This is a genomic window from Sedimentibacter sp. (genome assembly GCF_038562225.1).
Classification (GTDB): domain Bacteria; phylum Bacillota; class Clostridia; order Tissierellales; family Sedimentibacteraceae; genus Sedimentibacter.
Window position 1 is genome coordinate 47,120 of the sequence record NZ_JBCFAS010000001.1, and the last position, 22,271, is coordinate 69,390.

Genomic DNA, 22,271 nt, shown 5'->3' on the forward strand with positions numbered 1-22,271 from the left:
TAAAGTATTTATTTTGTTGAAAGAGATTGCTACATTATTTTTATATAAACAACAAGTGAAAGAGGTGCACTTTTGAAATATATTTTGATTGTAGAAGATGACAAAGCATTAACTAATGGCATTGCTCTTGCATTACAAAATGAACAGATAAGAATTTCACAGTGCTATGATATCACCTCCGCAAAGCTAAAATTTTCAGATAGTGCTTTTGACTTGCTGATTTTAGATATCAATTTGCCTGATGGGAATGGGTTGGATTTAATGCGTGAAGTAAAGAAAAAAAGTACCATTTCTGTTATAATGCTCACTGCAAATGATATGGAGACGGATATTGTTGCAGGACTTGAAATGGGTGCAGATGACTATATAACAAAGCCCTTCAGCCTTGCTGTGCTTCGTGCAAGAGTGAATACTCAGCTAAGAAAGCAAATGCCTATAAAATCAAATCGTTTTGAACAAGGTGAATTTGTTTTTGATTTTGATAAAATGGAGTTCTTCAAAGTATCTGTTCCAATTGAACTGAGTAAGACAGAACAAAAGCTTCTGCGGATGCTTGTAGAGAATAAGGGTAATACTTTGGAACGTGGTGTTTTGGTTGACCGCATATGGACGGATGGTGCAGAATATGTGGACGAAAATGCCCTATCTGTAACTATCAAACGCTTGCGTGATAAGTTAGAGGATTCACCTACCAAGCCGCAATATATCAAAACCGTTTATGGAATAGGTTATACATGGGCGGTGAAGTAGATGAGTGTGTTTAAAATTGACAAAATCATAGGCAGATTAAATCAAATGATAGATAATGCCATAGAGGGCAAACCTATTGAAAATGGTTTTGACGAAACCAAAATGTCAGCGCTGGAAACAAAGCTCGCACAATATCTAGCTATGAACAGTGCCACAAAAGCACAGATATCGGAGGAAAAAGCAAAAATCAATGAACTGATTTCGGATATATCTCACCAAACCAAAACACCCATTGCAAATATTCTTCTTTATACACAGCTTTTGGCAGAGAGTGACTTATCCCAAAAGGATAGAAGCTGTGTGGAATCTCTCATGGAGCAGTCGGAAAAACTGAACTTTCTGATTTCTTCCTTGGTAAAAACCTCTCGGCTTGAAACAGGGATTATTACGGTATCGTCAAAACCTAACAGTGTTCAAGCGCTTTTGAATAATGTTGTAAATCAAGTGATTCTAAAAGTAGAATTAAAAGGCGTTGTATTAACAGCTGAAGATACGGAAGTTCGTGCTGTTTTTGACCCAAAGTGGACAACAGAGGCTCTTTATAATATTGTAGACAATGCAATAAAATACACTCCTTGCGGAGGTAGTGTTTCAATAAGTGCAGCCGCTTACCAGCTTTTTTGTAGAATTGATATAACAGATACCGGTATTGGCATCAGTGAACAGGAAATACCAAAGATTTTTACCCGATTTTATCGCTCGCCATCAGTAATGGAGGAAGAGGGCGTGGGTATTGGACTTTACCTTGCTAGAGAGATTATCACCAGTGAGGGAGGGTATATCAAGGTACAATCAACACCTAAAAAAGGATCCACCTTTTCCGTGTTTTTACCCATGCAAGAGGAAATCTTTCAAAACTGTTAGATTTGTTTGTGGATTGGAAAGATTCTAGAAAGATTTATTGTATATAGTTTGTATTATATAAAGTATGATACAGACTATTTTTTTTGGAGGATTAATTATATGATCATTCTTGAAACAAGAAATTTAAAGAAAATGTATGGCAACGGTGATGCTGCTGTTCATGCATTAGACGGTATAAATCTAAAGGTTGAAAATGGAGAATTTGTTTCCATAGTAGGAACTTCAGGCAGTGGTAAGTCAACCCTGCTTCACATGCTTGGCGGACTTGACCGCCCTACAAGTGGTGATGTAGTAGTAGACGGCAAGGAGATTTTTACATTAAAGGATGAAGAACTTACTATCTTTCGCCGACGCAAAATTGGCTTTGTTTTTCAAAACTACAATCTGGTTCCTGTGCTAAATGTGTATGAGAATATTATTCTGCCTGTCCAGCTTGATGGAAATTCACCTGATAAAACCTATGTAGATAGCATTATTAAGACACTTGGACTTGAAGGCAAATTGAATAATCTGCCAAATAATCTATCAGGCGGACAGCAGCAGCGTGTGGCAATTGCAAGGGCATTGGCATCAAAGCCTGCTATTATCCTAGCAGACGAACCTACAGGTAACCTGGATAGCAAAACCAGTCAGGACGTGCTGGGACTAATGAAAGTGACAAGCCAAAAATTCAAACAAACAATTGTGATGATTACCCACAACGAGGAAATTGCCCAGCTTGCAGACCGCATCATTCACATTGAGGATGGGAGAATTGTGGGAGGTAATAAGTATGCTTAAGGTTAAAAACAAGAAAGCTATCCGTAACCTTTCAGACAAAAGCTTTTACGCAAACAAAACCCGTAATGTCATCGCTGTTTTGGCAATTGCGCTTACAAGCATTCTGTTTACAAGCTTATTTACGATGGGCATCGGAACTGTGGAGAGCCTGCAGCAGGCAACCATGAGGCAGGCAGGAGGTGATGGTCATGCGGTGCTTAAGTATATTACAGATGAACAATTTAACGCAGTCAAAGACAATGCAGCCATCAAAAATATTGCTTATGACAGAGCACTTTGTGACAGCGTAGAAAATAAGGAATTGCTTAAACGTCATGCAGAATTTTGGTACTATGATGATGTGGGATTAAAACTTGGATTTATTAAGCTTGAAGCAGGACATACACCACAGGCTGAAAATGAAGTTATCGTCGATTCGCAGACTTTGCAGTTTTTGGGAGTCGCTTTTGAGCTAGGTGCCCCTATTAGTTTAGAGTTGAACATTCGTGGTGAGGTTGTTACCCGCGATTTTGTTCTGTGTGGTTGGTGGACTAGTGACCCCGCTTTTAATGTAGGCCAGATTTTCACTTCCCGTGCTTATGTGGATGCTCATTCAGACGAACTGAAATGCACCTACTATCAGGATTATTCAATGACTGGTGCCATAAATGCATATATCATGTTTGACAACAGCTTGAATCTGGAAGCAAAGCTGAATACGCTGTTGACGGAAAGCGGATTTTCTTTGATTGAAACAGATCCTAATTATATTGCAAGCAATGTGAACTGGTCCTATCTTTCCACCAATTTTGGAATGGATGCAGGTACAATGGTAGGACTTGGCTGTGGATTGCTGCTTATTGTATTCACGGGTTATCTTATTATTTATAATATTTTTCAGATTTCAATAGTACGAGACATTCGTTTTTACGGGTTGTTGAAAACCATAGGAACAACAGCAAAACAGATCCGCAGCATCATTCGAAGGCAGGCAATGATTTTGTCGGCAATAGGCATACCAATTGGTCTTGTTCTTGGTTTCTTTTCCGGAAAGTCGCTTGTTCCATTGTTAATGAACAACAGCAGTTACGCAGGAAGTGCGATTTCGGTTTCTGCTAATCCTGTTATTTTTATTGGTTCTGCAATGTTTGCGCTAATTACAGTGTTTATTAGTACACTGAAGCCAGGTCGCATGGCAGGTAGAGTTTCTCCAATAGAAGCTGTTCGATACACCGAAAGCGATCAACCGAAAACCTCACACAAAAATAGTATGAATGGTGCAAAGATGTCACGCATGGCACTATCCAATATCGGTAGAAATAAGAAGCGTTTCGTACTTGTTATAATCAGTTTGTCGCTGAGTCTTATATTGCTCAATACTGTTGTAACACTTTCTGACAGCATTGATATGGATAAATTCCTATCCAAATTTACTGATACAGACTTTTTAATTGCTCATGCAGATTATTTCAACTACGATTTTTATGGCATCGAAAATGAAACCTCACAACAGATGATTTCTACAGTTGAAGGTATGGATGGATTTGAAGAAGGAGGCAGGCTATACGGAGGACGTGAAAATATTATAACAGTTACGGACCAAAATAACACTCAGGAGTATAATAGAAATGATGAAGGTGATATCTTTGGCGCTATGTATGGACTTGAAGAACTTCCCATGGAGCGATTGCAGCTGTTGGATGGGGAGTTGGATATGGAAAAGCTGATGAGTGGAGACTATATTTTGGAAGGTGTCCATTTAGATGATAACTGCAGGGTTATGTGGGATACTGCTCATTTTAATGTGGGGGACACGGTAATGTTGCACAGTTTTCGTGCAACGGGAACATCTGATTCGGATGAAAAAGAGTATACAAGTCACAACTATAAGGTGCTTGGACATGTCGCAATCAAATACTATACCAATAGTGACCGGATTAATTGGGATTATGCTTTTTATCTGTCTGCAGATATATATAAATTCTTAGTGGATAAACCTGCGGTTATGAGCTATGTCTTCAATGTTGAAGATGACAAAGAAAAGGATGTAGAATTATTTTTAAAAAACTATACGACAAATGTAGCCCCTATGATGAATTACGAATCAAAGACAACCACTTTGGACTCATTTACAGGAATGCAAAAAACCGTTTTATTAGCAGGTGGTGCGTTGGGTGGAATTATTGGTGTGATAGGTATTTTGAATTTTATAAATGCAGTTCTAACCAGCATCATAGCACGAAGAAAAGAATTTGCCATGATGCAAAGTATCGGTATGACCAGAAAGCAGTTAAGAAAGATGCTATGTTATGAAGGCCTTTGCTATGCGGTGGTTTCAGGTATATGTTCACTTGTTTTTGGTATACTTGGTTCACTTGTAGTTGTTAGAACAATTTGTGCACAAATGTGGTTTTTTAGTTATCACCTGATTGTTTGGCCGCTTTTTTTATCAATTCCTATGCTGTTTATTTTCGGCATTTTGGTTCCCCTTGTGGTATACGGTGCAACAGATAAGCAAAGCATTGTGGAAAGATTGCGCGAGGCGGAGTAGTATTAAATGGATTCTTGTTCTCTAAGGTGTCACACCTCACCACGATACCTAATTCTTGGAAATATTTTTAGTGAAATGACTTATATCAACAGACCGTCCAAACTCATTAGTAAAAATTAAATTGAATATTTTGAAAAACTGTATTGACAATTAATTACCAAAGTGATATTTTAAAATAGAACAGTGTTCAAAATAAAAACGGCGTTCAAAAGAGGAGACAGCATGTATAAAAGAAGAGAAAGAGAAATAGAAGTAATGAAGGAATTAATAATCTCTGCTGCCAAAGAAATTATTGCTAAAGAAGGCTTTGATAACCTGTCAATACGAAAGATTGCCAATAAAATTGAATATTCACCTTCAATAATATACCATTACTTTAAGGATAAAGATGAAATATTGAATTTTGTCATGAAAAGCGGCTACATGAAAATAGTCAATGCAGTATCTATATCAGACACCGAAAATTTAACACCGGTAGAAAAGTTAAGAATAATGACAAAAAACTACATAGAAGAAGCATTAAAAATGCCTGATGAATTTTTAGCAGTACAGATAAATCAATCACCACAGACACTCAAATTCACATCGTCTCTTTACAGAGGAGCATCAAAAGAAAAGCCGGCATTAATGGTTCTATGCAAATGCTTAAAAGAAATTTACAAAGACATTGATGACGACGAAATTGAATTAAAGTCGCAAATAATTGTAGCTTCCATCATGGGAATCACTATTAAGTTAATAATTGAAAAAGACATAGATGATGAACAAAGACAAAGATTAATAAATGGTTTTATTGAAGAAGTTGTAATTAAAATATAAAAAATAAAAGGGAGAATTAAATGAAGGTATTAAAAATTTTAGGACTAATATTTCTGTTAATCGTTGTTATTGGTGCAGCAGGAGTGTTTTATGTGAGCCGGGGCCTGGAAGAAGGATTAAACGTAGAAATTAATCCTGTGAATTTATCTGAAGTTGAGGATGGGGTATATACTGGCAGAAATGATTTCGGCAGATGGACCAATGAACTGAATGTTAAAGTTGAAAATCATAAAATTACAAACATAGAAATTAAGAAAGATGTAAAAATTGCAAATTCTGAATTAAGCAGTAAGATTTTTCAGAAAGTCATTGAAGCACAAAACACCACAGTGGATGCTGTATCAGGCGGAACGGTTACCAGCAAGGCATACCTTAAATCTATTGAAAATGCTTTGAATAAATAAATGGAGGAAATATGAATACATTAATAGTTTATTCAACAAAATATGGCTGCGCACAAAGATGTGCAATGGAATTGTCAAAGGAATTGAAAGACAATGTTGAACTTATTAATTTAAAGGGAAAAAGCAATGTAGATTTTTCAAAATATGACAAAATCATAATAGGCGGCTCTGCCTACATAGGAAGAATCCAAAAGGAAGTAACTGATTTCATCTCCAATAATCTGGAAGAATTATTGAAAAAGGAAATAGGATTATTTATCTGCGGTAAGCAGGAAGGTGATATGATGGAAAAAGAAATAAGAGAAAACTTCCCTGCTGAACTTATCAGTAAGGCAAAATCAGTAAAAAACTTTGGAGGAGAATTTAATTTTAGCAAGATGAATTTTATGGAAAAAGTGATAGTTAAAAAGGTTTCTAAAGTAACATCTGACAAATCAGACATAAAGCACGACAACATTAAGAGACTGGCAATGGAGCTAAACAGTTAATAAATGATAAAATCGCAACATATGGAAAAGGCTTTCTAAGATTTTAAAATCATAGACAGCTTTTTTTATATAATAAGAAAGTTCTCTTTCTTATTATATAAAAAACGAGGATTGCAAAGGACGGGACGTCCTTGCCGTTAGGGGGGGTGCGGAGTCAAAAATGCGCAAGTGTTTTTACGGCGAAGTGGGACGTAGGTCCCCCTAGCGGAGTTGCGGAGCAACTTTCTTATATTATATTTGAACAATTCCATGTTATCAATGAAGTATGAAGTTTATGGTTATAGTACAAGAAAATAATTTTTACAGAAAAGCAGCATGAATTTGAAATCATGCTGCTTTTGATAGTTCCATTTGCAAAATAATCCTATTTTGGTCATCCATTGAAGCGAAGGGTTCATATCGGCGTAAGTTTTCATAATCAGAAAAGGAGATGGAGTTAATATAAGTATATGATTTATACTTGTAAAAGGACCGGAGTGTTGATATCATAGGTTCAGAGGTGAAGCGGAATGAATTTAATGGAAGAATGTGCTATATGTCCGAGGAACTGCAAGGTAGACAGGACAACAGGAAAAAAGGGATACTGCAGGATGACCGACAAGCTTGTGGTTGCCAGGGCAGCTCTTCACATGTGGGAAGAACCGTGCATATCCGGTACAAACGGGTCCGGGACTGTTTTCTTTTCCGGGTGTTCGCTTGGCTGTGTCTATTGTCAAAACCACACCATAGCAACCGGAAAGACGGGAAAGGAAATTACTAAAGAAAGGCTTGCAGAAATATTTCTCGAGCTTCAGTCAAAAGGAGCGCACAACATCAATCTTGTAACGCCATCCCACTTTGTGCCGCAGATAATTGACGCACTCGTCATGAGCAGGAAGAAAGGACTTAAAATCCCTATAGTCTATAATTCAAGCGGCTACGAAAAGGTTGAAATCATAAAAATGCTTGAAGGCCACATTTCCATATATCTTCCTGACCTAAAGTACATGGACGTTAGCATTGCAAAGAAATATTCAAACTGCAGCGATTATTTCGAACATGCATCCAAAGCCATTGAGGAAATGGTAAGACAGACAGGAGAAGTTTCCTTTGATGAAAGCGGTATGGCAGTAAAAGGAGTAATCGTAAGGCACATGACTCTGCCGGGGTGCCTTGATGATTCAAGAAACATAATCAGATATCTTCACGAGACATTTGGAGATAAAATATATTTGAGCATAATGAACCAGTACACACCTCTTGATGAAGTAACAAAGTATCCTGAAATAAACCGAAAGATAACTGACGATGAATATGAAGAGCTTGTTGATTATGCTGTTAGTATCGGTGTAGAAAATGGTTTTATTCAGGAAGGAGAAACGGCACTTGAAAGCTTCATACCTGATTTTGACTGCGAAGGGGTATAGCTGATCCTTTGTTGAATCTAAGGCTTTTGCACATCTGTTATAACAATAGACGGTTTATTAACGGAAGTATTATTAAGTGTAAGTTACATAAAGTAAAAGTTTGTAAAATTGATTAATATGCCTAAAGTATTTAAATAAAATGACGATATGTTTCTTAAGCTTGTTAAATGACAATTGGAATTACAAAAGATAACGGAAGGTATCAAATTGTTATTGTCAGTTAAAATACAGCAAAAGGAGATATGTAATCATGATACATAATAGAAATTTGTTAGCCAAAATTCTTTTTTTCATTGGAGTTCCTGTTATAATAGCATTTTGTGCAACCGCAGTATTCATATTGCAAAGAGTAGGTGTTTCAGTAAGTGACTTGACACAAAATGAACTTACATCTAAATCTGAATCTGCGTCGTATCAGGTAAGCGAGTTCTTCACTAAACACTTATCAATTGCTGAACAGATGTCAACAAACAGTCAGATTGAGAAGGTATTTGAGGAGACTGTTCCTGGAAAAGTAATTACTTCTGTAAAAAGCTTTGATGATGCAAAAAAAACCATGGTTAATGTACAGGAAACAGATCCTAAAAATATAGTGGTTTCATGGATTGCAGATGCAGATACCAATCAACTGACACAATCTGATGACTATTTGATCTCAGAAGGTTGGAATATGAAGGAGCGACCATGGTATGCTCCTTTAATGGCAAAACAGGGCGTTATACTCACTGACCCATATCAGGATACGGTAACAGGCAATATAATTGTCAGTGCAATCTGCCCGGTATATAAAGAAGGAACAAATGAGTTTCTGGGTGTAGTGGGAATTGACTTCTCAATTGAGAATATCGGGATGTTGATGAAGGAGTATAAGCTAGGAGAAACTGGTTTCTATATTCTTGCCACAAGTAACGGCCAGGTTATCTATCACCCTGTTCAAGAATATATAAATAAGAGCATTTCTGAAACCGATATGTCGGAAAACATTAAAAATGCCATTGAAAACAATGAATCCGGACAGATTGAATATGAGTCACAGTCAGAAAAAACACACGGATATGTATCAAATGTCGGGGATACAGGATGGGTGGTTGCTACAGGGCTTCCTGACAGTGAATTCAACAGAACCTTTAATTCTGTTCGGAATGCGATTTTGATTTCTTTTGGGCTGGCAATTATAGTTATTTTTACTTTGATTGTTATTATCGCCATGGGGATTGTAAAACCTTTGAAAAAGCTTAGAGGTATAGCCAATGAAATAGCTGACGGCAATTTAAATGTTCACATGGACATACATTCACGTGACGAAATAGGACAGGTAGCAGATGCTATTGATAAAACCGTCGTAAGGTTAAGCAAGTACATTGATTATATAACTGAAATATCAGAAGCATTAAACACATTCGCACAAGGAGACATGCGAATTACTCTGAATCAGGATTATGTCGGTGAATTTGCTCCCATAAAGAGTGCTTTAAATGATATTTCTTTATCTCTGAGCAATTCACTATCAACTATCAATATATCTGCCGAACAGGTAAACGAAGGGGCATCACAGGTAGCAGACGGAGCACAGGCTTTATCCTCAGGTGCTACTGAGCAGGCAAGTTCAATAGAACAGTTATCTGCATCCATAAATGAAATATATGAATCCGCCAATAAGAATGCGGAAAATGTATATACCGCATCCAAGTATGCTGATGAAACGGTGCATGAAGTTGATGAGAGCAACAGCTACATGGAAAAGATGCTGCTGGCAATGAATGAAATTGAAGCAACATCAAATGAAATAAGCAAAATTACAAAAGCAATTGAAGATATAGCTTTCCAGACAAATATACTCGCTCTTAATGCTGCAATTGAAGCTTCCCGTGCTGGCAACGCAGGCAGAGGATTTGCAGTAGTAGCTGATGAAGTGCGAAATCTGGCTGCAAAATCAGCAGAAGCAGCAAAAAACACTGTATATCTAATTGAAAAGTCCATTTCATCAGTGCAGGAAGGTTCCGGAATCGCTCAGAACACAGCAAAATCGCTTGAAATTGTATCAACTAAAACAAAGTATGTCAAAGACATTATTTCGGAAATAGATAGCTCTTCCCAGGCTCAGGCGTCCTCTATCTCAGAAATAAATAAGGGAATAGAACAAATTTCTGCCATAATACAAAACAATGCTGCAACTGCAGAGGAAAGCTCGGCATCAAGCGAGGAGCTTTCAGCACAGGCTGCTGCGCTAAAAGAGGAAGTTGGCAAATTCAAGCTGCTAGGAAATTTAAAAGTAAACTAAAACATAATTAAGACAATCGCTCAATAATAGAAAACTGATTAGTGAAATACCTCCATTGCAATTGATATGTTGTGAAGATTCAATGGAGGTATTTTAATGCAATCGAATAACGAGTAATTGACATAAGAACTAAATATAAATATTGATTGATTTCCATGCAGAAATGAAATTTTCGGCAAGAAAACAAATTATTATTTTTTATGGTAAAACACATCATACGGAAGTATAATTAAATATAATAAAGCAGAAAACAGATAAAACAGAAATTCTGCTTCAGGGGGCAATCATGAATGATGAATATATTTTGGAAAATTATTTGAAGCAGGGAGTGGAAGGAATAGTAAAGGATGCTTTAAAGGCAACCTTAAAGAATCCAAGGCAGAGCATTTTTATGGCCAGGTATGCAGTGTCAAGCAAGAATGCAAACAAACTTCGCGATGAAGCTCATGAACGGGGAGAGCATGTCCCGCCTTTTTTAATTGCAAGCATAACAAGCAAGTGCAACCTTCATTGCAGCGGGTGCTATTCCAGATCAAACAAGTCATGCACCGATAATATTGCGGTAGACCAACTGTCAGACCGGGACTGGCTGAGAATTTTCAATGAAGCAAAGGAGCTTGGCATCGGGTTTATAATACTTGCAGGAGGAGAGCCCTTGATGAGGCCGGACGTAATAAAATCCGCAGCAGGTGTTCAGGAGATATTGTTTCCTATTTTTACCAACGGAACCATGCTGGATGATGAATACATGAATCTCATTTCAAAAAGCTGCAACCTGATCCCTGTGTTAAGCATAGAAGGCAATGAACAGATTACAGACTCAAGGCGCGGTATAGGTGTTTATGAAAAACTAATGGTAGTCATGGATAAGCTTAAGGAAAGCAAAATCATATATGGAGCATCTGTAACGGTTACCAGTGAAAATATTTATGATGTGACAGGTGAAGAATTTCTTGATAAGCTTAGCAGCAGAGGATGCAAAGCCGTATTTTACGTTGAATATGTGCCTGTGGACAGCGAAACAAGCCAGCTGGCACCGCAGGAAAACGAAAGGGAGTTGTTGAGCAGAAAACTTTTGGAGCTCAGATTGAAATACGATGACATGCTTTTCATCTGGTTTCCGGGCGACGAAAAGGAAGCGGGTGGCTGTCTTGCCGCCGGGAGGGGATTTTTTCATATAAATTCCCATGGAGGAGCTGAACCATGTCCGTTTTCTCCTTATTCAGATACGGATCTGAGAAAGGTATCCTTAAAAGAAGCATTGGCTTCTCCTCTGTTTAAAAAACTTCAACACAGCAGCATACTTACAGAGGAGCACAAAGGAGGCTGCGTACTTTTCGAAAAAGAGGAAACAGTGCAGCAGTTAATGAGCCTTAACAATTAATAAAATTGAAAACCGCCTGCTGATTTGTGAATCAGCAGGCGGTTTTATTTAAAAGGTCTTTAAAAAGTCAGGTATCTTGAAATCAAGCGGTGACGCACTGCTGCTTGTTTCATTTGAAGCTTTATTTTTGTTGCCGGAAGAAAGGACAGCTGCAGGAAATATATCCTCAGCAGAGTCAAATCCTGTGGCAACAACTGTAATCTTGATTTCATCGCCCATGGATTCATCTATGTTAGCCCCGAAGATTATGTTTGCTTCTGGGTCAGAGGCATTTTCAATGAGCTTTGCAGCCTCGTTGATTTCATGAATTCCCATGCTTAAGCCTCCCGTAATGTTCAGGATGACTCCTCGCGCTCCGTTGATGGTTGTTTCAAGCAGCGGACTTTGTATTGCCTGCTTTACTGCGGTTAGAGCCTTATGTTCTCCGCTGGCATGGCCGATGCCCATGTGAGCCAGGCCCTGATTGGACATGATTGTCTTCACGTCTGCAAAGTCCAGATTCACTATTGCGGGAATAGCAATCAAATCGGAAATGCCCTGAATTCCTTGTCTCAGAACATCATCAGCCAGGGAGAAAGCCTCAAGCATTGTTGTCTTTTTGTCTGTGGTTTCCAATAATTTGTCGTTTGGAATGACAACCAGTGTGTCAATGCTATCTTTTAACCTTTTCAATCCCTGCTCAGCATTTTTCATTCTCTTTCTGCCTTCGAACATGAAGGGCTTAGTCACTACGGCAACTGTCAATATTCCCTGGTCCTTTGCAATTTTTGCAATGCATGGAGCCGCGCCAGTGCCTGTTCCGCCGCCCATTCCAGCGGTTATAAAAAGCATGTCCGCTCCTGCAACCAATTTTGCTATTTCTTTTTCGTTTTCCAGTGCTGATTTTTCCCCGATTTCAGGTTTTGCTCCGGCCCCAAGACCGCTTGTCAGGTTTTTTCCTATCTGAAACTTTATATCTGCCTTTGAATTGGCTAATGCCTGCTTGTCTGTGTTTACGCTGACGAAAGTTACGCCTTTTACGCCGGCTTCAATCATTCTGTTTACCGCATTGTTGCCTCCTCCGCCCACTCCGATAATTGTAATATTAGCAAGTCTTTCTGTTGTGTCTACTGATTCAAACATTTAAGTCCTCCATTGAGAGTTCGCCTCTAAGTCATAAGCATTATGAATTATATATTATAACTCTGGTGTTTTGCAACACATATTAATTATCGTACTTTATGTTAAAAAATTTATGCAATAAATGTAAAACTACTGACGGAAGTCTGCATAAATTGTCGAATTGTGATTAAACAGTTGAAAAGAGGGTAATTATATACAAAGTCATAATAAAAATTTCCGAGTCAAAAAAATATAATTTTACTGAAAGGAGACGAATGAATGTCATTTATCAAGAAAAGCATAGTAATTGACAGACCGGCTGATAAAGTGTACAAATTTGCAACTGATCCTGCCAGATGGTTTCAGTGGTATGTAGGACTATCTGAGCCCGAGAACATGTACGGAAGCGGTGATGCAGGAACTAAAATAGAAATGAAGTACACAATTATCGGTATGAATCTTTCCTTGAAATGTGAAGTGGTAGAAAATACTGAAAAGGGCGATTGTTATGTATGGAAGGGACACATTACCGGAGCCATCGATTCCTTTCAGACTTGGACGTATGCTCCATACGAAGACAAAACGGAGGTTATTATAGACATAGAATACGAAGTTCCCGGAAGTTTGCTCGGTAAAATAGCAGATACATTTGTTGTGGAAAAAATTCAGGAAAATGCCATGGAGCAAACCTTGAAAAACCTTAAGTTAATTTGTGAATCCAAATTCTGACGTTAAACATATGTCAAAAAAATTTGAAAAACATCATTTTTACCGGTGAAAATCAATAAGATGATGTTTTTTGTCATATTGTCGAATATTTTGTAACCAAGCTCTGCTTTCATCATACTATATTATCAGAAACCTCGAGGGGTTTACAATTAAAGGAGTGCGATAATATGGCAATTATTTTACAGCAGTCATGCGTTAATACTGCTGATTATACAGATACCAGCATACCGGTAACTATTGAACTTATTTCCATCACACCGCCGGGGCCGGATCAGCTTCAGACATTCTGCTACACTGTGACACAGGTTGAAGAGCCTACGGCACTTAGCCATTGGGTTCTGGGAATTTGCCCTACACTGACAGAAGAAGATCTTGGAGAGGTAACAGTTACTATAAATGGCGAAGAGCAAAACGTAGTTATAGGTGACAATGTTGAGATTTTTAATCCGCCGGCTACAGATCCTGGAGGGGCCTGCTCTGGTATCAAATTTGATTTTGGACTTGAAGAAGCAGGAGACACAATGACGGTTTGCTTTGAACTTCTTACGCCGCAGCAGGTTGGACCGAACCTGGTATGCGTGACAGGCGGAGGACAGACACTGAGCAGTGAATTTATATGCGGACCTGTGTGTGCTGAAGGGGAACAATGTGAAACCACAGTATTCCAGACCATGGAAGTATGCGTGCCCGTTACGGTTACACCGTTTGCTGATACAGGTACAGTTGATGTGACATGCTGCGGTGAAGCGACAGTATCAGCGGAACCATGCCCTGCAGGAGAACCATCGTGTACTTTCTATGTAACTCAGAATATCTGTGTTGAAGTTCCGGTATTCTTCAGAGCAACCGGAAACGCTGGAACCGCTACTGCAACCTGTGGTGATTTGAGTACTGAAGGCTGCGACTGCGACGGCGACGGCGAAATTGATTAGTCCTCTACATCTGATTATAATATAAAGCAGGTAGAAAGGTACCGACAACAGACGGTACCTTTGTCGTTTTTGTATGGAAAATGTAACTTAGATAGTACAGCTACATAAAATAATATAAAGTATTTGTAAAGGAGCAGGTGTATGTTTAGAGATAGATTTCATAGTGAAGAAGGAGATTGCTTAAAAATATGTGAAGATGAAGGCTGCGATGTGACAGCTTTCCAGGAAATAGATGTATGCGTGCCCATAACCATAGAGCCTTACGTGGATTTGGGCGCTGCTGAGGTTGAGTGCATTGATGAACCATATATTGTAACTTCGCCGTGCCGCAACTGGAACAAGAATGGAACGTGCAGATTTACCATAGCGCAGAAACTTTGCGTAAAAGTTCCCGTAGAATTCAAGGCAGCAGCTACCAGCGGACCAACAGCAGTAGTATGCGGTGAAAGCAGCGAGGAAGACTGCCCCGGATGTGACTGCGAGGAAGAATTGCCGTGCTGCGAGAAACCAAGACAAGGTTATTATATTAAAGGGAAAGAGGTATAGTTCATCTGAAGGTTGAAAGCGTCTGCAGCTTGACAAGGTGTAAGCTTGGACGCTTTTTGTTTTAGTTAAATTAACCATTTTTATTGATTTGTTTAATAATAGATAAAGTTTTTTAGTATTTAGAATTTTAGATTGCATAATTAGTATCAATCAGTTATAATGTTTAAGATATGTGTTAATTAAATAACAAACTAACATATGTCAAAAACACAATACATATTGAGGGGAGCGATATCATTGTCAATTAATGAGGAAAAAAAAGGTTTCCTTGACAAGGAGACCACCAGACGCGAGTTTTTAAAACTATCCGGCAAGGGTATAGGAGGAACATTTATTTCTCTATCTCTTTTGAATCTTCTGGGTTGTACAAACACTAAAGTAGAAGAAGTTGCAGCATTTCCTTTAGCACAGGGAGTATTGATTGCCGACAAAGCCAAATGTACAGGATGTCTGAGATGTGAAACAAACTGCACTCTGGCAAATGACGGAAAGGCAATGCCTTTCATATCAAGAATTAAGGTAAGCAGAAACTACAACTTCGGTACTGACGGACCAAAACTTGCATACGCGTATGAAGACGGTGCGTTCGGTAACAAACTGATGTCTCCTGAAACATGCAGACAGTGCGCTGAGCCGTACTGCGGAAAGGCATGTCCTGTTGGAGCCATTACAACTAACGAAATTGGAGCCAGAGTTGTCAGCGATGAAAAATGTGTTGGATGCGGTACATGCACTAAAGCATGTCCTTGGACAATGCCTACAGTTGATCCTGAAACAAGCAAATCAACGAAATGCGTTAACTGCGGAACTTGTGCTGCAAACTGCCCTACAGGTGCATTAAGGATTGTTCCTTGGGAAGAAGTTAAATATGCAATGCGCAAACTAGGCTACAAAGCTTAATTATCAAATCTAGAAGAATAGGATGGAGGAATAACATATGTCTACAGGCGGATGGGCAGGTAAGATTTTAAGAGTAAATTTGACAAATGGAAAAATCAGTTCAGAAGATACAAGCAAGTATCAGGACTTTATAGGCGGAATGGGAATCGGATACAAGGTGTTGTTCGATGAAGTTCCGGCAGGTACAAAACCATATGATGAAGCAAACAAGATAGTAGTAGGAACAGGTCCTTTATGCGGAAGCGGCGTTCCCATGAGCTCAAGAACAAACATAACATCTCTGTATCCCGGAACTGACATGAATCTGGTTACAGACAGCCACATGGGCGGAAACTTTGCAGCGTTTTTGAAATATGCAGGATGGGATGCAATAATCATAGAAGGAGCTTCAAGCAGACCTGTTTGGCTTAGAATTGAAGACGACAAGGTAAGCCTTGAAGATGCTTCATCTGTATGGGGAACAGGTATTTACAACACTACTGCTGTAATCGGATCAAAAATGGGCAAGGAGTCCTGCGTTGCAGCTATCGGACAAGCCGGAGAAAATCTTGTTAACCTTGCAGTAATAATGAACGGTTCATCACACTCTGCAGGTGGTCACGGCGCTGTATTCGGATCAAAGAAACTTAAAGCCATCGGTGTTAAGGGAACAGGTTCAGTAAATATCGGCAAGGACAAAAAAGAGCTGATGGATCTGGATGCCTATGTAATGAAAGAAATCGTAGGCGCTAACAACCAGCACGTTGTTCCAAGCACTCCACAACCCTGGTCAGAATTTGTTTATGAAAACAGCCGTTGGACTGCCAGAGAAGGACTTACATGGGGAGCTTCCGAAGGCAATATAGATACAGGAATTGCAGCCCCTGGGGATGTAAACAAAGTTGGATACAGAACCATGAAAGCTATAAAGGATTTAGGCCCTGTTGCAGCAAAATATACAGTAAGAATGGGCGGATGCCAGTCATGTCCAATAAGATGCCATTCTCAAATGAACATACCTCAGCTTGAAAAGTACGGCGTATCTCCTTATGCAGCAAATACATGCATGGGATGGTTCTCACCTGCAGGCGTAATGTTCAAGGGAACAAAGGACCAGAACGAAGAAGGCGACGGAAACATGATCACCAGAGCTCTGGGCTCACAATTGGCTGATGATTACGGCGTATGGTGCAACTACGGCAGTATAGGAAGAGACTTCCAATATGCTTATGAATCAGGAATACTGAAAAATGTTCTGCCTGAAGAAGAATACAACAGTATTCCATGGAACCTGTTGGAAGCCGGAGACCCTGCATTCCTGATAGAATTCTACAGAAGAATTACATTTAAGGAAGGCGAGTTCAGCCATCTGGGTGACGGAACATACAACATTGCAAAGAGATGGAACTTTGGAGCTGATTACTGGGATACTAAGAAATACAGCATGTGGTCACCTTTAGGATTTCCTAAGCACCATGCCAGCGATGAATCCTACCAGGTAGGAGCAATAATAAACTGCATGTTCAACAGAGATGCTCAGAGCCACTCGCACCAAAACTTCATAAGTTCAGGACTTCCTGTTGATATATTGAAGAAAGTAGCAGAAAAAATATGGGGTTCGGGCGATGCAGTTGACGCTCCCGCAAATTATACTCCAATGAACCAGTATAAAGCTAAATTTGCTAAATGGGGCATTATTAGAAACTGCCTCCATGACTCATTGACATTGTGCAACTGGATGTACCCATTGGCAGTATCTCCATTAAAAGAAAGAGATTACATGGGAGATACATCTTTGGAATCTAAGTACTTCTCAGTAGTAACAGGAATAGACACCACTGAAGAAGAACTGGATTTGATGGGTGAAAGAGTGTTCACGCTGCACAGAGCATTGACCGTAAAGGAAATGGGCACCACTGACATGAGAGGCCAGCACGATTTGATGGTTAACTGGGTATTTGACTATGATCCTGACAAGAAGCCATTTACTGAAGGAACCATAAAGATGGACCGTGATGACATGCAGTTGGCATTAACAATGTTCTACAAGGAAATGGGCTGGGATGAAAAAACCGGAGCACCAACGAGATCAACATTGGAGAAATTGAACCTGAAGGATGTAGCTGACGAGCTTGACAGATTAGGGTTGTTGCCGGCTTAATTCTATAAAGGAGGAATTGCATTGTCTAAAGAAAATAATAATGATGACATTCTTCAAGAAGACCTGGAGTTTACGGCAAAGTATATAAGAGAAAATTCATATAACGGAAAATTCATTAAATATGATGATTTCTTTAAAGAGCCTATCAGCTTAAAAAAGGAAGATAAAGAAAAATTCTTTGAAAAATTACTCGGAAATGAAGAATTCAGTGACATAAAAGAGCTAAAAGGCAAAGAAAACAGATATTTTTATTCAGCAAAAGAAATGAATGAAAATTATGCAAAATTAATATACCGCATTGAAGAAAAGGATATACTGAACATGGTTGCTGACAGAATAAGAACTGATTCAAAAAGATATCCAAAGACAACAAATTCATATGTATTTCTGAATGAACCATATAATTTGAAGAAAGATGAATTGGCTGAAATATACAAACAGCTTAGTAACATGGATGAATATAAGGACATAATGCAGTCCAGAGCTTCAAACGGGGTAATATGCATGTTTTCAGACAAATTTCTATCACAGACTTATGCAGATGCTTTAACAGAACTGCAAGAGGTTACTCGTGTAGAAAGTCAATAAGGGGAGTAAGTAATGAAAGAAACTATTGTTTTACAAAAAGTGAATGTATGTGAAGAAGAACCCGTAGAGTTTTTGCTGAACGGAAAAAATTTAGTAACTTTCATGTGTACTCTAAATGAACTTAAAGAGCTGGCTATCGGCCATCTCTACAGCAGAGGCGTAATAAGCAATGTTGAAGAATTAACTTCTCTGGGAGCATGCAAAGACATGAAAATGATCTTTGCAACTACCTCCCGGGAGGTAGATTTCAATGGAATTGAGTTGAACACAGTTTTATCAAGCGGATGCGGAAGCGGAGTAAAATTCAATGAAACAATTTCCAATCTGCCGAAAATTGAATCTGATTTTCATGTTTCAATGGATGAATTGAAAGAAGCTGCAGTTGAAATGTTTACTAAGGCTCAAATGTACAAGCAATTCGGAGGAATGCACTGTGCTGCCATTTCCGACGGTGAGAAAATTGTTGCTCTGTGCGAAGACGTGGGAAGACATAATGCTGTTGACAAAGTCATAGGCAAAGCATTATTATTAGGTATAGATTTCAGAAAGTCAATGATTATCACAACAGGCAGGATATCCACAGACATGGTATTAAAGGCAGCAAATATTTCATGCCCATTGATAGCATCAAGGAGCATTCCGACAACCTCTGCCCTGGAGCTGGCAAACAAGCTTGGGATTACGGTAATCGGAAGGGTTGTGTCGAGCAATCCGCTGGTGTACATGTATGAGGAAAGATTAGCCATCTAGATCCAACAGAAGGAGGATAACAAATGTTTGGAAGATTAGGAGCAGGAGAGCTTATCCTGATACTTGCAATTGCGCTGGTTATTTTTGGACCTGCAAAATTGCCGGAGATAGGCAAATCCATGGGAGAAGCCATCAACAACTTTAAAAATTACCAGAGCAAGGTGTCCAAGGAATTGGAAGTTGATCTGAAGGATGACAAAAAAGAAAGTTAATAAATATAATCACAAGCTGGTTTACCAGCTTGTTTTTTTATATACGAGAAAATTTCTCTTTCTTATAGGTCCCTCTAGCGGAGTTGCGGAGCAACTTATTTATTAAAAAGGCAGAATACTGCCCTTTGCTAATTATAATATGGTGTGCTCAAGAAATATTTTCAAACCTATTATCACCAGTATGGCGCCGCCCAGCAACTCAGCTTTCTGTTTGAACATCTGGCCGAATCTTTTTCCCAGGTTTGAGCCTATTATTGAGGTTATGAAAGTAATGGAGCCTATGAACAAGGCCGCGCTCATGATATTTACCTTCATTACGGCAAATCCTATTCCAACGGCCAATGCATCAATGCTGGTTGCCACGGCCTGCACAAACAATATCCTGGATGTGAGATTTTTAGAGCTTGTAAGACAGGCCTCCGGACATTTCATCTCCTCTATGGCGTCCTTTATCATTTTACCGCCTATGTAACCTAACAGTATCAGTGCAATCCAGTGATCAAGAAAAGAAATCTGGCTGCTGAAAGCTGAGCCCACAAGATAACCTATCAAAGGCATAAGAGCCTGAAAAAATCCAAATGCAAATGCAGTGGACAGTATCTGTTTCTTATGAATGTTTCCGAAACACATGCCGTTTGAAATGGAAACAGCACATGCATCCATTGAAAGACCTATTGAAGTGAAAAACAACGTAATTGAACCCATATTTTCTCCTTTGTAAATGTAATTAAAATAATTAAAGACCCATGCATCAAAGTGATGCATGAGTCTCGTTCTTTAATGCAAGCCAGATCCAGGATCATTATGTTGACTTGCAACACTTTCGCGCAAACTACTCCCTCATGAAGTTCAAGATATTATATCATCATGCAAGCCGCAAACCGGCTTGCTTCACAACGATACAATAAATACATCAAGACAAAGACGGTAGTCTTTGTTTCATAAGCAGTATTTATTATATCATCAGTGTTTTCTTTTTTCAAGCAAATTATACATTTTTTAACTGGCATTAAATAATTTTCATAAAAAATGTTTATGAAGCCTAAATCTGGGTAAATAAAAAAGTGAGCATTTTTTACCGGATAACCTAAAGATAAAAATCTATTGACATGTAACTGTTGTAGGGCTAAACTGAATTAAATGACATATGTTATTTACTGCCGACGTCTAATTTATAAACAAAGCATAGGCAGCAACAGTGTTATTGCGGCAAAGCCGAAAATCAACTAATGCTAGGAGCTAAAAAATGAGCGAAAATTGTAATTCAAACTGCAGTTCCTGCAGTCAGGAATGCGAAAGCAGGAAAGAGGCAAAGACAGATTTCTTAGAAAAACCTCACCAGATGAGCAGCATAAAAAAAGTAATAGGAGTTGTAAGCGGAAAGGGTGGAGTAGGAAAGTCTCTTGTAACCTCTATGCTTGCTGTAACAATGAGAAGACGTGACTACAGAGTGGGAATACTTGATGCCGATATAACAGGACCGTCAATACCAAAATCTTTTGGAATAACAGAAAAGGCAAAAGGAAATGGTTACGGAATTCTTCCGTGCAGAAGCAAGACAGGAATCGACGTGATGTCAATAAACCTTTTGCTGGACAAGGATACTGATCCTGTTGTATGGAGAGGGCCGGTGATTGCAAACACCGTCAAGCAGTTCTGGACAGAAGTAATCTGGCACGACATTGACTATCTGTTTGTGGATATGCCTCCGGGAACCGGTGATGTGCCGCTTACTGTATTTCAGTCAATACCTGTGGACGGAATCATAATAGTGACTTCACCGCAGGAGTTGGTTTCCATGATAGTGGAAAAAGCAGTGAAGATGGCAGAAATGATGAATGTTCCGATTGTTGGTATTGTGGAGAACATGTCATATTTCAAATGCCCCGACTGCAGCAAGGAGTACAAGATATTCGGCGAAAGCAACATAGATGAAGTCGCCAAGAGCCACAACATCAGCGTAATTGCCAAGCTTCCCATAGATCCCAACATTGCCATGTCCTGCGACAAGGGACTGATTGAACTTTATGACGACACACAGTTTGCAGGTGTTGCTGACATGCTGGAAAAAAATGAATTTTAAAAAACATTTGATAAAGTTGTGCTAATGTTTTATAGTATAATAGTTGAAATTATATAGCTGAAGAGGGGTGGAATGATGCCGAGACCCAGAAAATGGAGAAAAGTTTGCTGCCTTCCGGACAGCAGCCGTTTTGGTCCTTTAGATGCTCCGGTTGAAGGAACGTGCTACGTAACCATGACAGTGGACGAGTATGAGACCATAAGGCTTATTGATCTGGAGGGGCTTTCACAGGAGGAATGTGCCGGTCAGATGAATGTAGCGCGCACAACCGTTCAGGGAATTTACAGTGAGGCAAGGAAAAAACTTGCACAGTCCCTGGTAAACGGAAAGATGCTGCGAATTGAAGGCGGAGATTACAAGCTTTGTGACGGTGAAGGCGAACTGTGCATTGAAGGTCGCTGCCACAGAAGAAGATGCGGCAAAGGTTTCCTGGAAAGCAATGAGGAGCTTTGATTAGAAATAACGGCGGAATCTGCATTCAATAACAGATCTGCCTTTTTTTGCAAATGTTGCAATTTGTTATTGCATATAAAATTGTCTTCTGTTATAATACAAAAATAAGCGAATATATTACTGTGACTGGA

The 22,271-nt window shown here is 39.1% G+C and carries 22 protein-coding genes and 1 other annotated feature (1 of these 23 cut by a window edge); of the genes, 20 read left to right on the plus strand and 2 right to left on the minus strand.

Features of this window, described 5'->3' with window-relative positions; genetic code table 11:
* The first annotated feature begins 72 nt into the window (after window positions 1-72).
* The 10 genes from AAGU76_RS00250 (at window position 73) to AAGU76_RS00295 (ending at window position 11,706) form a co-directional block, all read left to right on the plus strand.
* The gene (locus tag AAGU76_RS00250; protein ID WP_342483432.1) at window positions 73-750 is read left to right on the plus strand and encodes a response regulator transcription factor; all 678 of its coding nucleotides are present in this window, start codon (window positions 73-75) and stop codon (window positions 748-750) included.
* A complete protein-coding gene (locus AAGU76_RS00255; RefSeq protein ID WP_342483433.1) occupies window positions 751-1,614 on the plus strand; it encodes a HAMP domain-containing sensor histidine kinase in 864 nt (287 codons plus the stop codon).
* A gap of 99 nt (window positions 1,615-1,713) precedes the next feature.
* Window positions 1,714-2,394 carry an ABC transporter ATP-binding protein gene (locus AAGU76_RS00260; RefSeq protein ID WP_342483434.1) on the plus strand — a complete coding sequence of 227 codons (681 nt, stop codon included), beginning with the start codon at window positions 1,714-1,716 and terminating at the stop codon, window positions 2,392-2,394.
* Window positions 2,387-4,924 carry an ABC transporter permease gene (locus tag AAGU76_RS00265; protein WP_342483435.1) on the plus strand — a complete coding sequence of 846 codons (2,538 nt, stop codon included), beginning with the start codon at window positions 2,387-2,389 and terminating at the stop codon, window positions 4,922-4,924. Before AAGU76_RS00260 ends, AAGU76_RS00265 begins: the two co-directional genes overlap by 8 nt.
* A 222-nt stretch (window positions 4,925-5,146) precedes the next feature.
* Window positions 5,147-5,743, plus strand: a complete 597-nt coding sequence (locus tag AAGU76_RS00270) for a helix-turn-helix domain-containing protein (RefSeq protein ID WP_342483436.1) — start codon at window positions 5,147-5,149, stop codon at window positions 5,741-5,743.
* Between the two features lie 20 nt (window positions 5,744-5,763).
* Entirely contained in the window at window positions 5,764-6,147 is a 384-nt protein-coding gene (locus tag AAGU76_RS00275) for an FMN-binding protein (RefSeq protein ID WP_342483437.1), read from the plus strand.
* 11 nt (window positions 6,148-6,158) lie between these two features.
* Window positions 6,159-6,635, plus strand: coding sequence for a flavodoxin domain-containing protein (locus AAGU76_RS00280; protein WP_342483438.1), 477 nt, complete (start codon window positions 6,159-6,161; stop codon window positions 6,633-6,635).
* Between the two features lie 509 nt (window positions 6,636-7,144).
* The gene (locus AAGU76_RS00285) at window positions 7,145-8,041 is read left to right on the plus strand and encodes a radical SAM protein (protein WP_342483439.1); all 897 of its coding nucleotides are present in this window, start codon (window positions 7,145-7,147) and stop codon (window positions 8,039-8,041) included.
* 250 nt (window positions 8,042-8,291) lie between these two features.
* Window positions 8,292-10,322 (plus strand): methyl-accepting chemotaxis protein, encoded by a 2,031-nt coding sequence (locus tag AAGU76_RS00290; protein WP_342483440.1) that lies wholly within the window; start codon window positions 8,292-8,294, stop codon window positions 10,320-10,322.
* Window positions 10,323-10,608: 286 nt separating this feature from the next.
* The gene (locus tag AAGU76_RS00295) at window positions 10,609-11,706 is read left to right on the plus strand and encodes a radical SAM protein (RefSeq protein WP_342483441.1); all 1,098 of its coding nucleotides are present in this window, start codon (window positions 10,609-10,611) and stop codon (window positions 11,704-11,706) included.
* A gap of 48 nt (window positions 11,707-11,754) precedes the next feature.
* Here AAGU76_RS00295 and ftsZ read toward each other — a convergent pair whose 3' ends face one another.
* Window positions 11,755-12,828 (minus strand): cell division protein FtsZ, encoded by a 1,074-nt coding sequence (gene ftsZ / locus AAGU76_RS00300; protein WP_342483442.1) that lies wholly within the window; start codon window positions 12,826-12,828, stop codon window positions 11,755-11,757.
* A gap of 258 nt (window positions 12,829-13,086) precedes the next feature.
* On the opposite strand from ftsZ, the gene AAGU76_RS00305 reads away from it, so the two are divergent.
* From AAGU76_RS00305 to tatA, 8 genes are all read left to right on the plus strand, one after another.
* On the plus strand, window positions 13,087-13,536 hold the full coding sequence (locus tag AAGU76_RS00305) for an SRPBCC family protein (protein WP_342483443.1): 450 nt from the start codon (window positions 13,087-13,089) through the stop codon (window positions 13,534-13,536).
* 167 nt (window positions 13,537-13,703) lie between these two features.
* Window positions 13,704-14,468: a hypothetical protein gene (locus AAGU76_RS00310; RefSeq protein WP_342483444.1), complete on the plus strand. Its 765-nt coding sequence runs from the start codon at window positions 13,704-13,706 to the stop codon at window positions 14,466-14,468.
* Window positions 14,469-14,609: 141 nt separating this feature from the next.
* The gene (locus AAGU76_RS00315) at window positions 14,610-15,014 is read left to right on the plus strand and encodes a hypothetical protein (protein ID WP_342483445.1); all 405 of its coding nucleotides are present in this window, start codon (window positions 14,610-14,612) and stop codon (window positions 15,012-15,014) included.
* 237 nt (window positions 15,015-15,251) lie between these two features.
* Entirely contained in the window at window positions 15,252-15,914 is a 663-nt protein-coding gene (locus AAGU76_RS00320; RefSeq protein WP_342483446.1) for a ferredoxin-like protein, read from the plus strand.
* A 37-nt stretch (window positions 15,915-15,951) separates the two neighbouring features.
* Window positions 15,952-18,054 (plus strand): aldehyde ferredoxin oxidoreductase, encoded by a 2,103-nt coding sequence (locus tag AAGU76_RS00325; protein WP_342483447.1) that lies wholly within the window; start codon window positions 15,952-15,954, stop codon window positions 18,052-18,054.
* Between the two features lie 21 nt (window positions 18,055-18,075).
* Window positions 18,076-18,642, plus strand: a complete 567-nt coding sequence (locus AAGU76_RS00330) for a hypothetical protein (RefSeq protein WP_342483448.1) — start codon at window positions 18,076-18,078, stop codon at window positions 18,640-18,642.
* A gap of 12 nt (window positions 18,643-18,654) precedes the next feature.
* Window positions 18,655-19,392: a formate dehydrogenase accessory sulfurtransferase FdhD gene (gene fdhD, locus AAGU76_RS00335; protein WP_342483449.1), complete on the plus strand. Its 738-nt coding sequence runs from the start codon at window positions 18,655-18,657 to the stop codon at window positions 19,390-19,392.
* Window positions 19,393-19,415: 23 nt separating this feature from the next.
* On the plus strand, window positions 19,416-19,604 hold the full coding sequence (gene tatA, locus AAGU76_RS00340; protein WP_342483450.1) for a twin-arginine translocase TatA/TatE family subunit: 189 nt from the start codon (window positions 19,416-19,418) through the stop codon (window positions 19,602-19,604).
* Between the two features lie 132 nt (window positions 19,605-19,736).
* On the opposite strand, the gene AAGU76_RS00345 is transcribed toward tatA, so the two are convergent.
* Window positions 19,737-20,309 carry a manganese efflux pump MntP family protein gene (locus AAGU76_RS00345; protein ID WP_342483451.1) on the minus strand — a complete coding sequence of 191 codons (573 nt, stop codon included), beginning with the start codon at window positions 20,307-20,309 and terminating at the stop codon, window positions 19,737-19,739.
* Between the two features lie 541 nt (window positions 20,310-20,850).
* On the opposite strand from AAGU76_RS00345, the gene AAGU76_RS00350 reads away from it, so the two are divergent.
* Together AAGU76_RS00350 and AAGU76_RS00355 are read left to right on the plus strand one after the other, a co-directional pair.
* Window positions 20,851-21,687, plus strand: coding sequence for an Mrp/NBP35 family ATP-binding protein (locus AAGU76_RS00350; RefSeq protein WP_342483452.1), 837 nt, complete (start codon window positions 20,851-20,853; stop codon window positions 21,685-21,687).
* A 75-nt stretch (window positions 21,688-21,762) separates the two neighbouring features.
* Window positions 21,763-22,140: a DUF134 domain-containing protein gene (locus tag AAGU76_RS00355; protein ID WP_342484657.1), complete on the plus strand. Its 378-nt coding sequence runs from the start codon at window positions 21,763-21,765 to the stop codon at window positions 22,138-22,140.
* Window positions 22,141-22,253: 113 nt separating this feature from the next.
* Window positions 22,254-22,271: a binding site (T-box leader), on the plus strand; it runs 185 nt beyond the window's last position.

Excerpts from the sequence above, each read along its gene's own strand:
- AAGU76_RS00315 (WP_342483445.1), top strand. The coding sequence starts at position 14,610 with ATGTTTAGAGATAGATTTCATAGTGAAGAAGGAGATTGCTTAAAAATA.
- AAGU76_RS00275 (WP_342483437.1), top strand. The coding sequence starts at position 5,764 with ATGAAGGTATTAAAAATTTTAGGACTAATATTTCTGTTAATCGTTGTT.
- AAGU76_RS00295 (WP_342483441.1), top strand. The coding sequence starts at position 10,609 with ATGAATGATGAATATATTTTGGAAAATTATTTGAAGCAGGGAGTGGAA.
- AAGU76_RS00305 (WP_342483443.1), top strand. The coding sequence starts at position 13,087 with ATGTCATTTATCAAGAAAAGCATAGTAATTGACAGACCGGCTGATAAA.
- AAGU76_RS00285 (WP_342483439.1), top strand. The coding sequence starts at position 7,145 with ATGAATTTAATGGAAGAATGTGCTATATGTCCGAGGAACTGCAAGGTA.
- AAGU76_RS00350 (WP_342483452.1), top strand. The coding sequence starts at position 20,851 with ATGAGCGAAAATTGTAATTCAAACTGCAGTTCCTGCAGTCAGGAATGC.
- AAGU76_RS00255 (WP_342483433.1), top strand. The coding sequence starts at position 751 with ATGAGTGTGTTTAAAATTGACAAAATCATAGGCAGATTAAATCAAATG.
- AAGU76_RS00325 (WP_342483447.1), top strand. The coding sequence starts at position 15,952 with ATGTCTACAGGCGGATGGGCAGGTAAGATTTTAAGAGTAAATTTGACA.
- AAGU76_RS00270 (WP_342483436.1), top strand. The coding sequence starts at position 5,147 with ATGTATAAAAGAAGAGAAAGAGAAATAGAAGTAATGAAGGAATTAATA.
- AAGU76_RS00310 (WP_342483444.1), top strand. The coding sequence starts at position 13,704 with ATGGCAATTATTTTACAGCAGTCATGCGTTAATACTGCTGATTATACA.
- AAGU76_RS00290 (WP_342483440.1), top strand. The coding sequence starts at position 8,292 with ATGATACATAATAGAAATTTGTTAGCCAAAATTCTTTTTTTCATTGGA.
- AAGU76_RS00345 (WP_342483451.1), bottom strand. The coding sequence starts at position 20,309 with ATGGGTTCAATTACGTTGTTTTTCACTTCAATAGGTCTTTCAATGGAT.
- ftsZ (WP_342483442.1), bottom strand. The coding sequence starts at position 12,828 with ATGTTTGAATCAGTAGACACAACAGAAAGACTTGCTAATATTACAATT.
- AAGU76_RS00280 (WP_342483438.1), top strand. The coding sequence starts at position 6,159 with ATGAATACATTAATAGTTTATTCAACAAAATATGGCTGCGCACAAAGA.
- tatA (WP_342483450.1), top strand. The coding sequence starts at position 19,416 with ATGTTTGGAAGATTAGGAGCAGGAGAGCTTATCCTGATACTTGCAATT.
- AAGU76_RS00265 (WP_342483435.1), top strand. The coding sequence starts at position 2,387 with ATGCTTAAGGTTAAAAACAAGAAAGCTATCCGTAACCTTTCAGACAAA.
- fdhD (WP_342483449.1), top strand. The coding sequence starts at position 18,655 with ATGAAAGAAACTATTGTTTTACAAAAAGTGAATGTATGTGAAGAAGAA.
- AAGU76_RS00260 (WP_342483434.1), top strand. The coding sequence starts at position 1,714 with ATGATCATTCTTGAAACAAGAAATTTAAAGAAAATGTATGGCAACGGT.
- AAGU76_RS00355 (WP_342484657.1), top strand. The coding sequence starts at position 21,763 with ATGCCGAGACCCAGAAAATGGAGAAAAGTTTGCTGCCTTCCGGACAGC.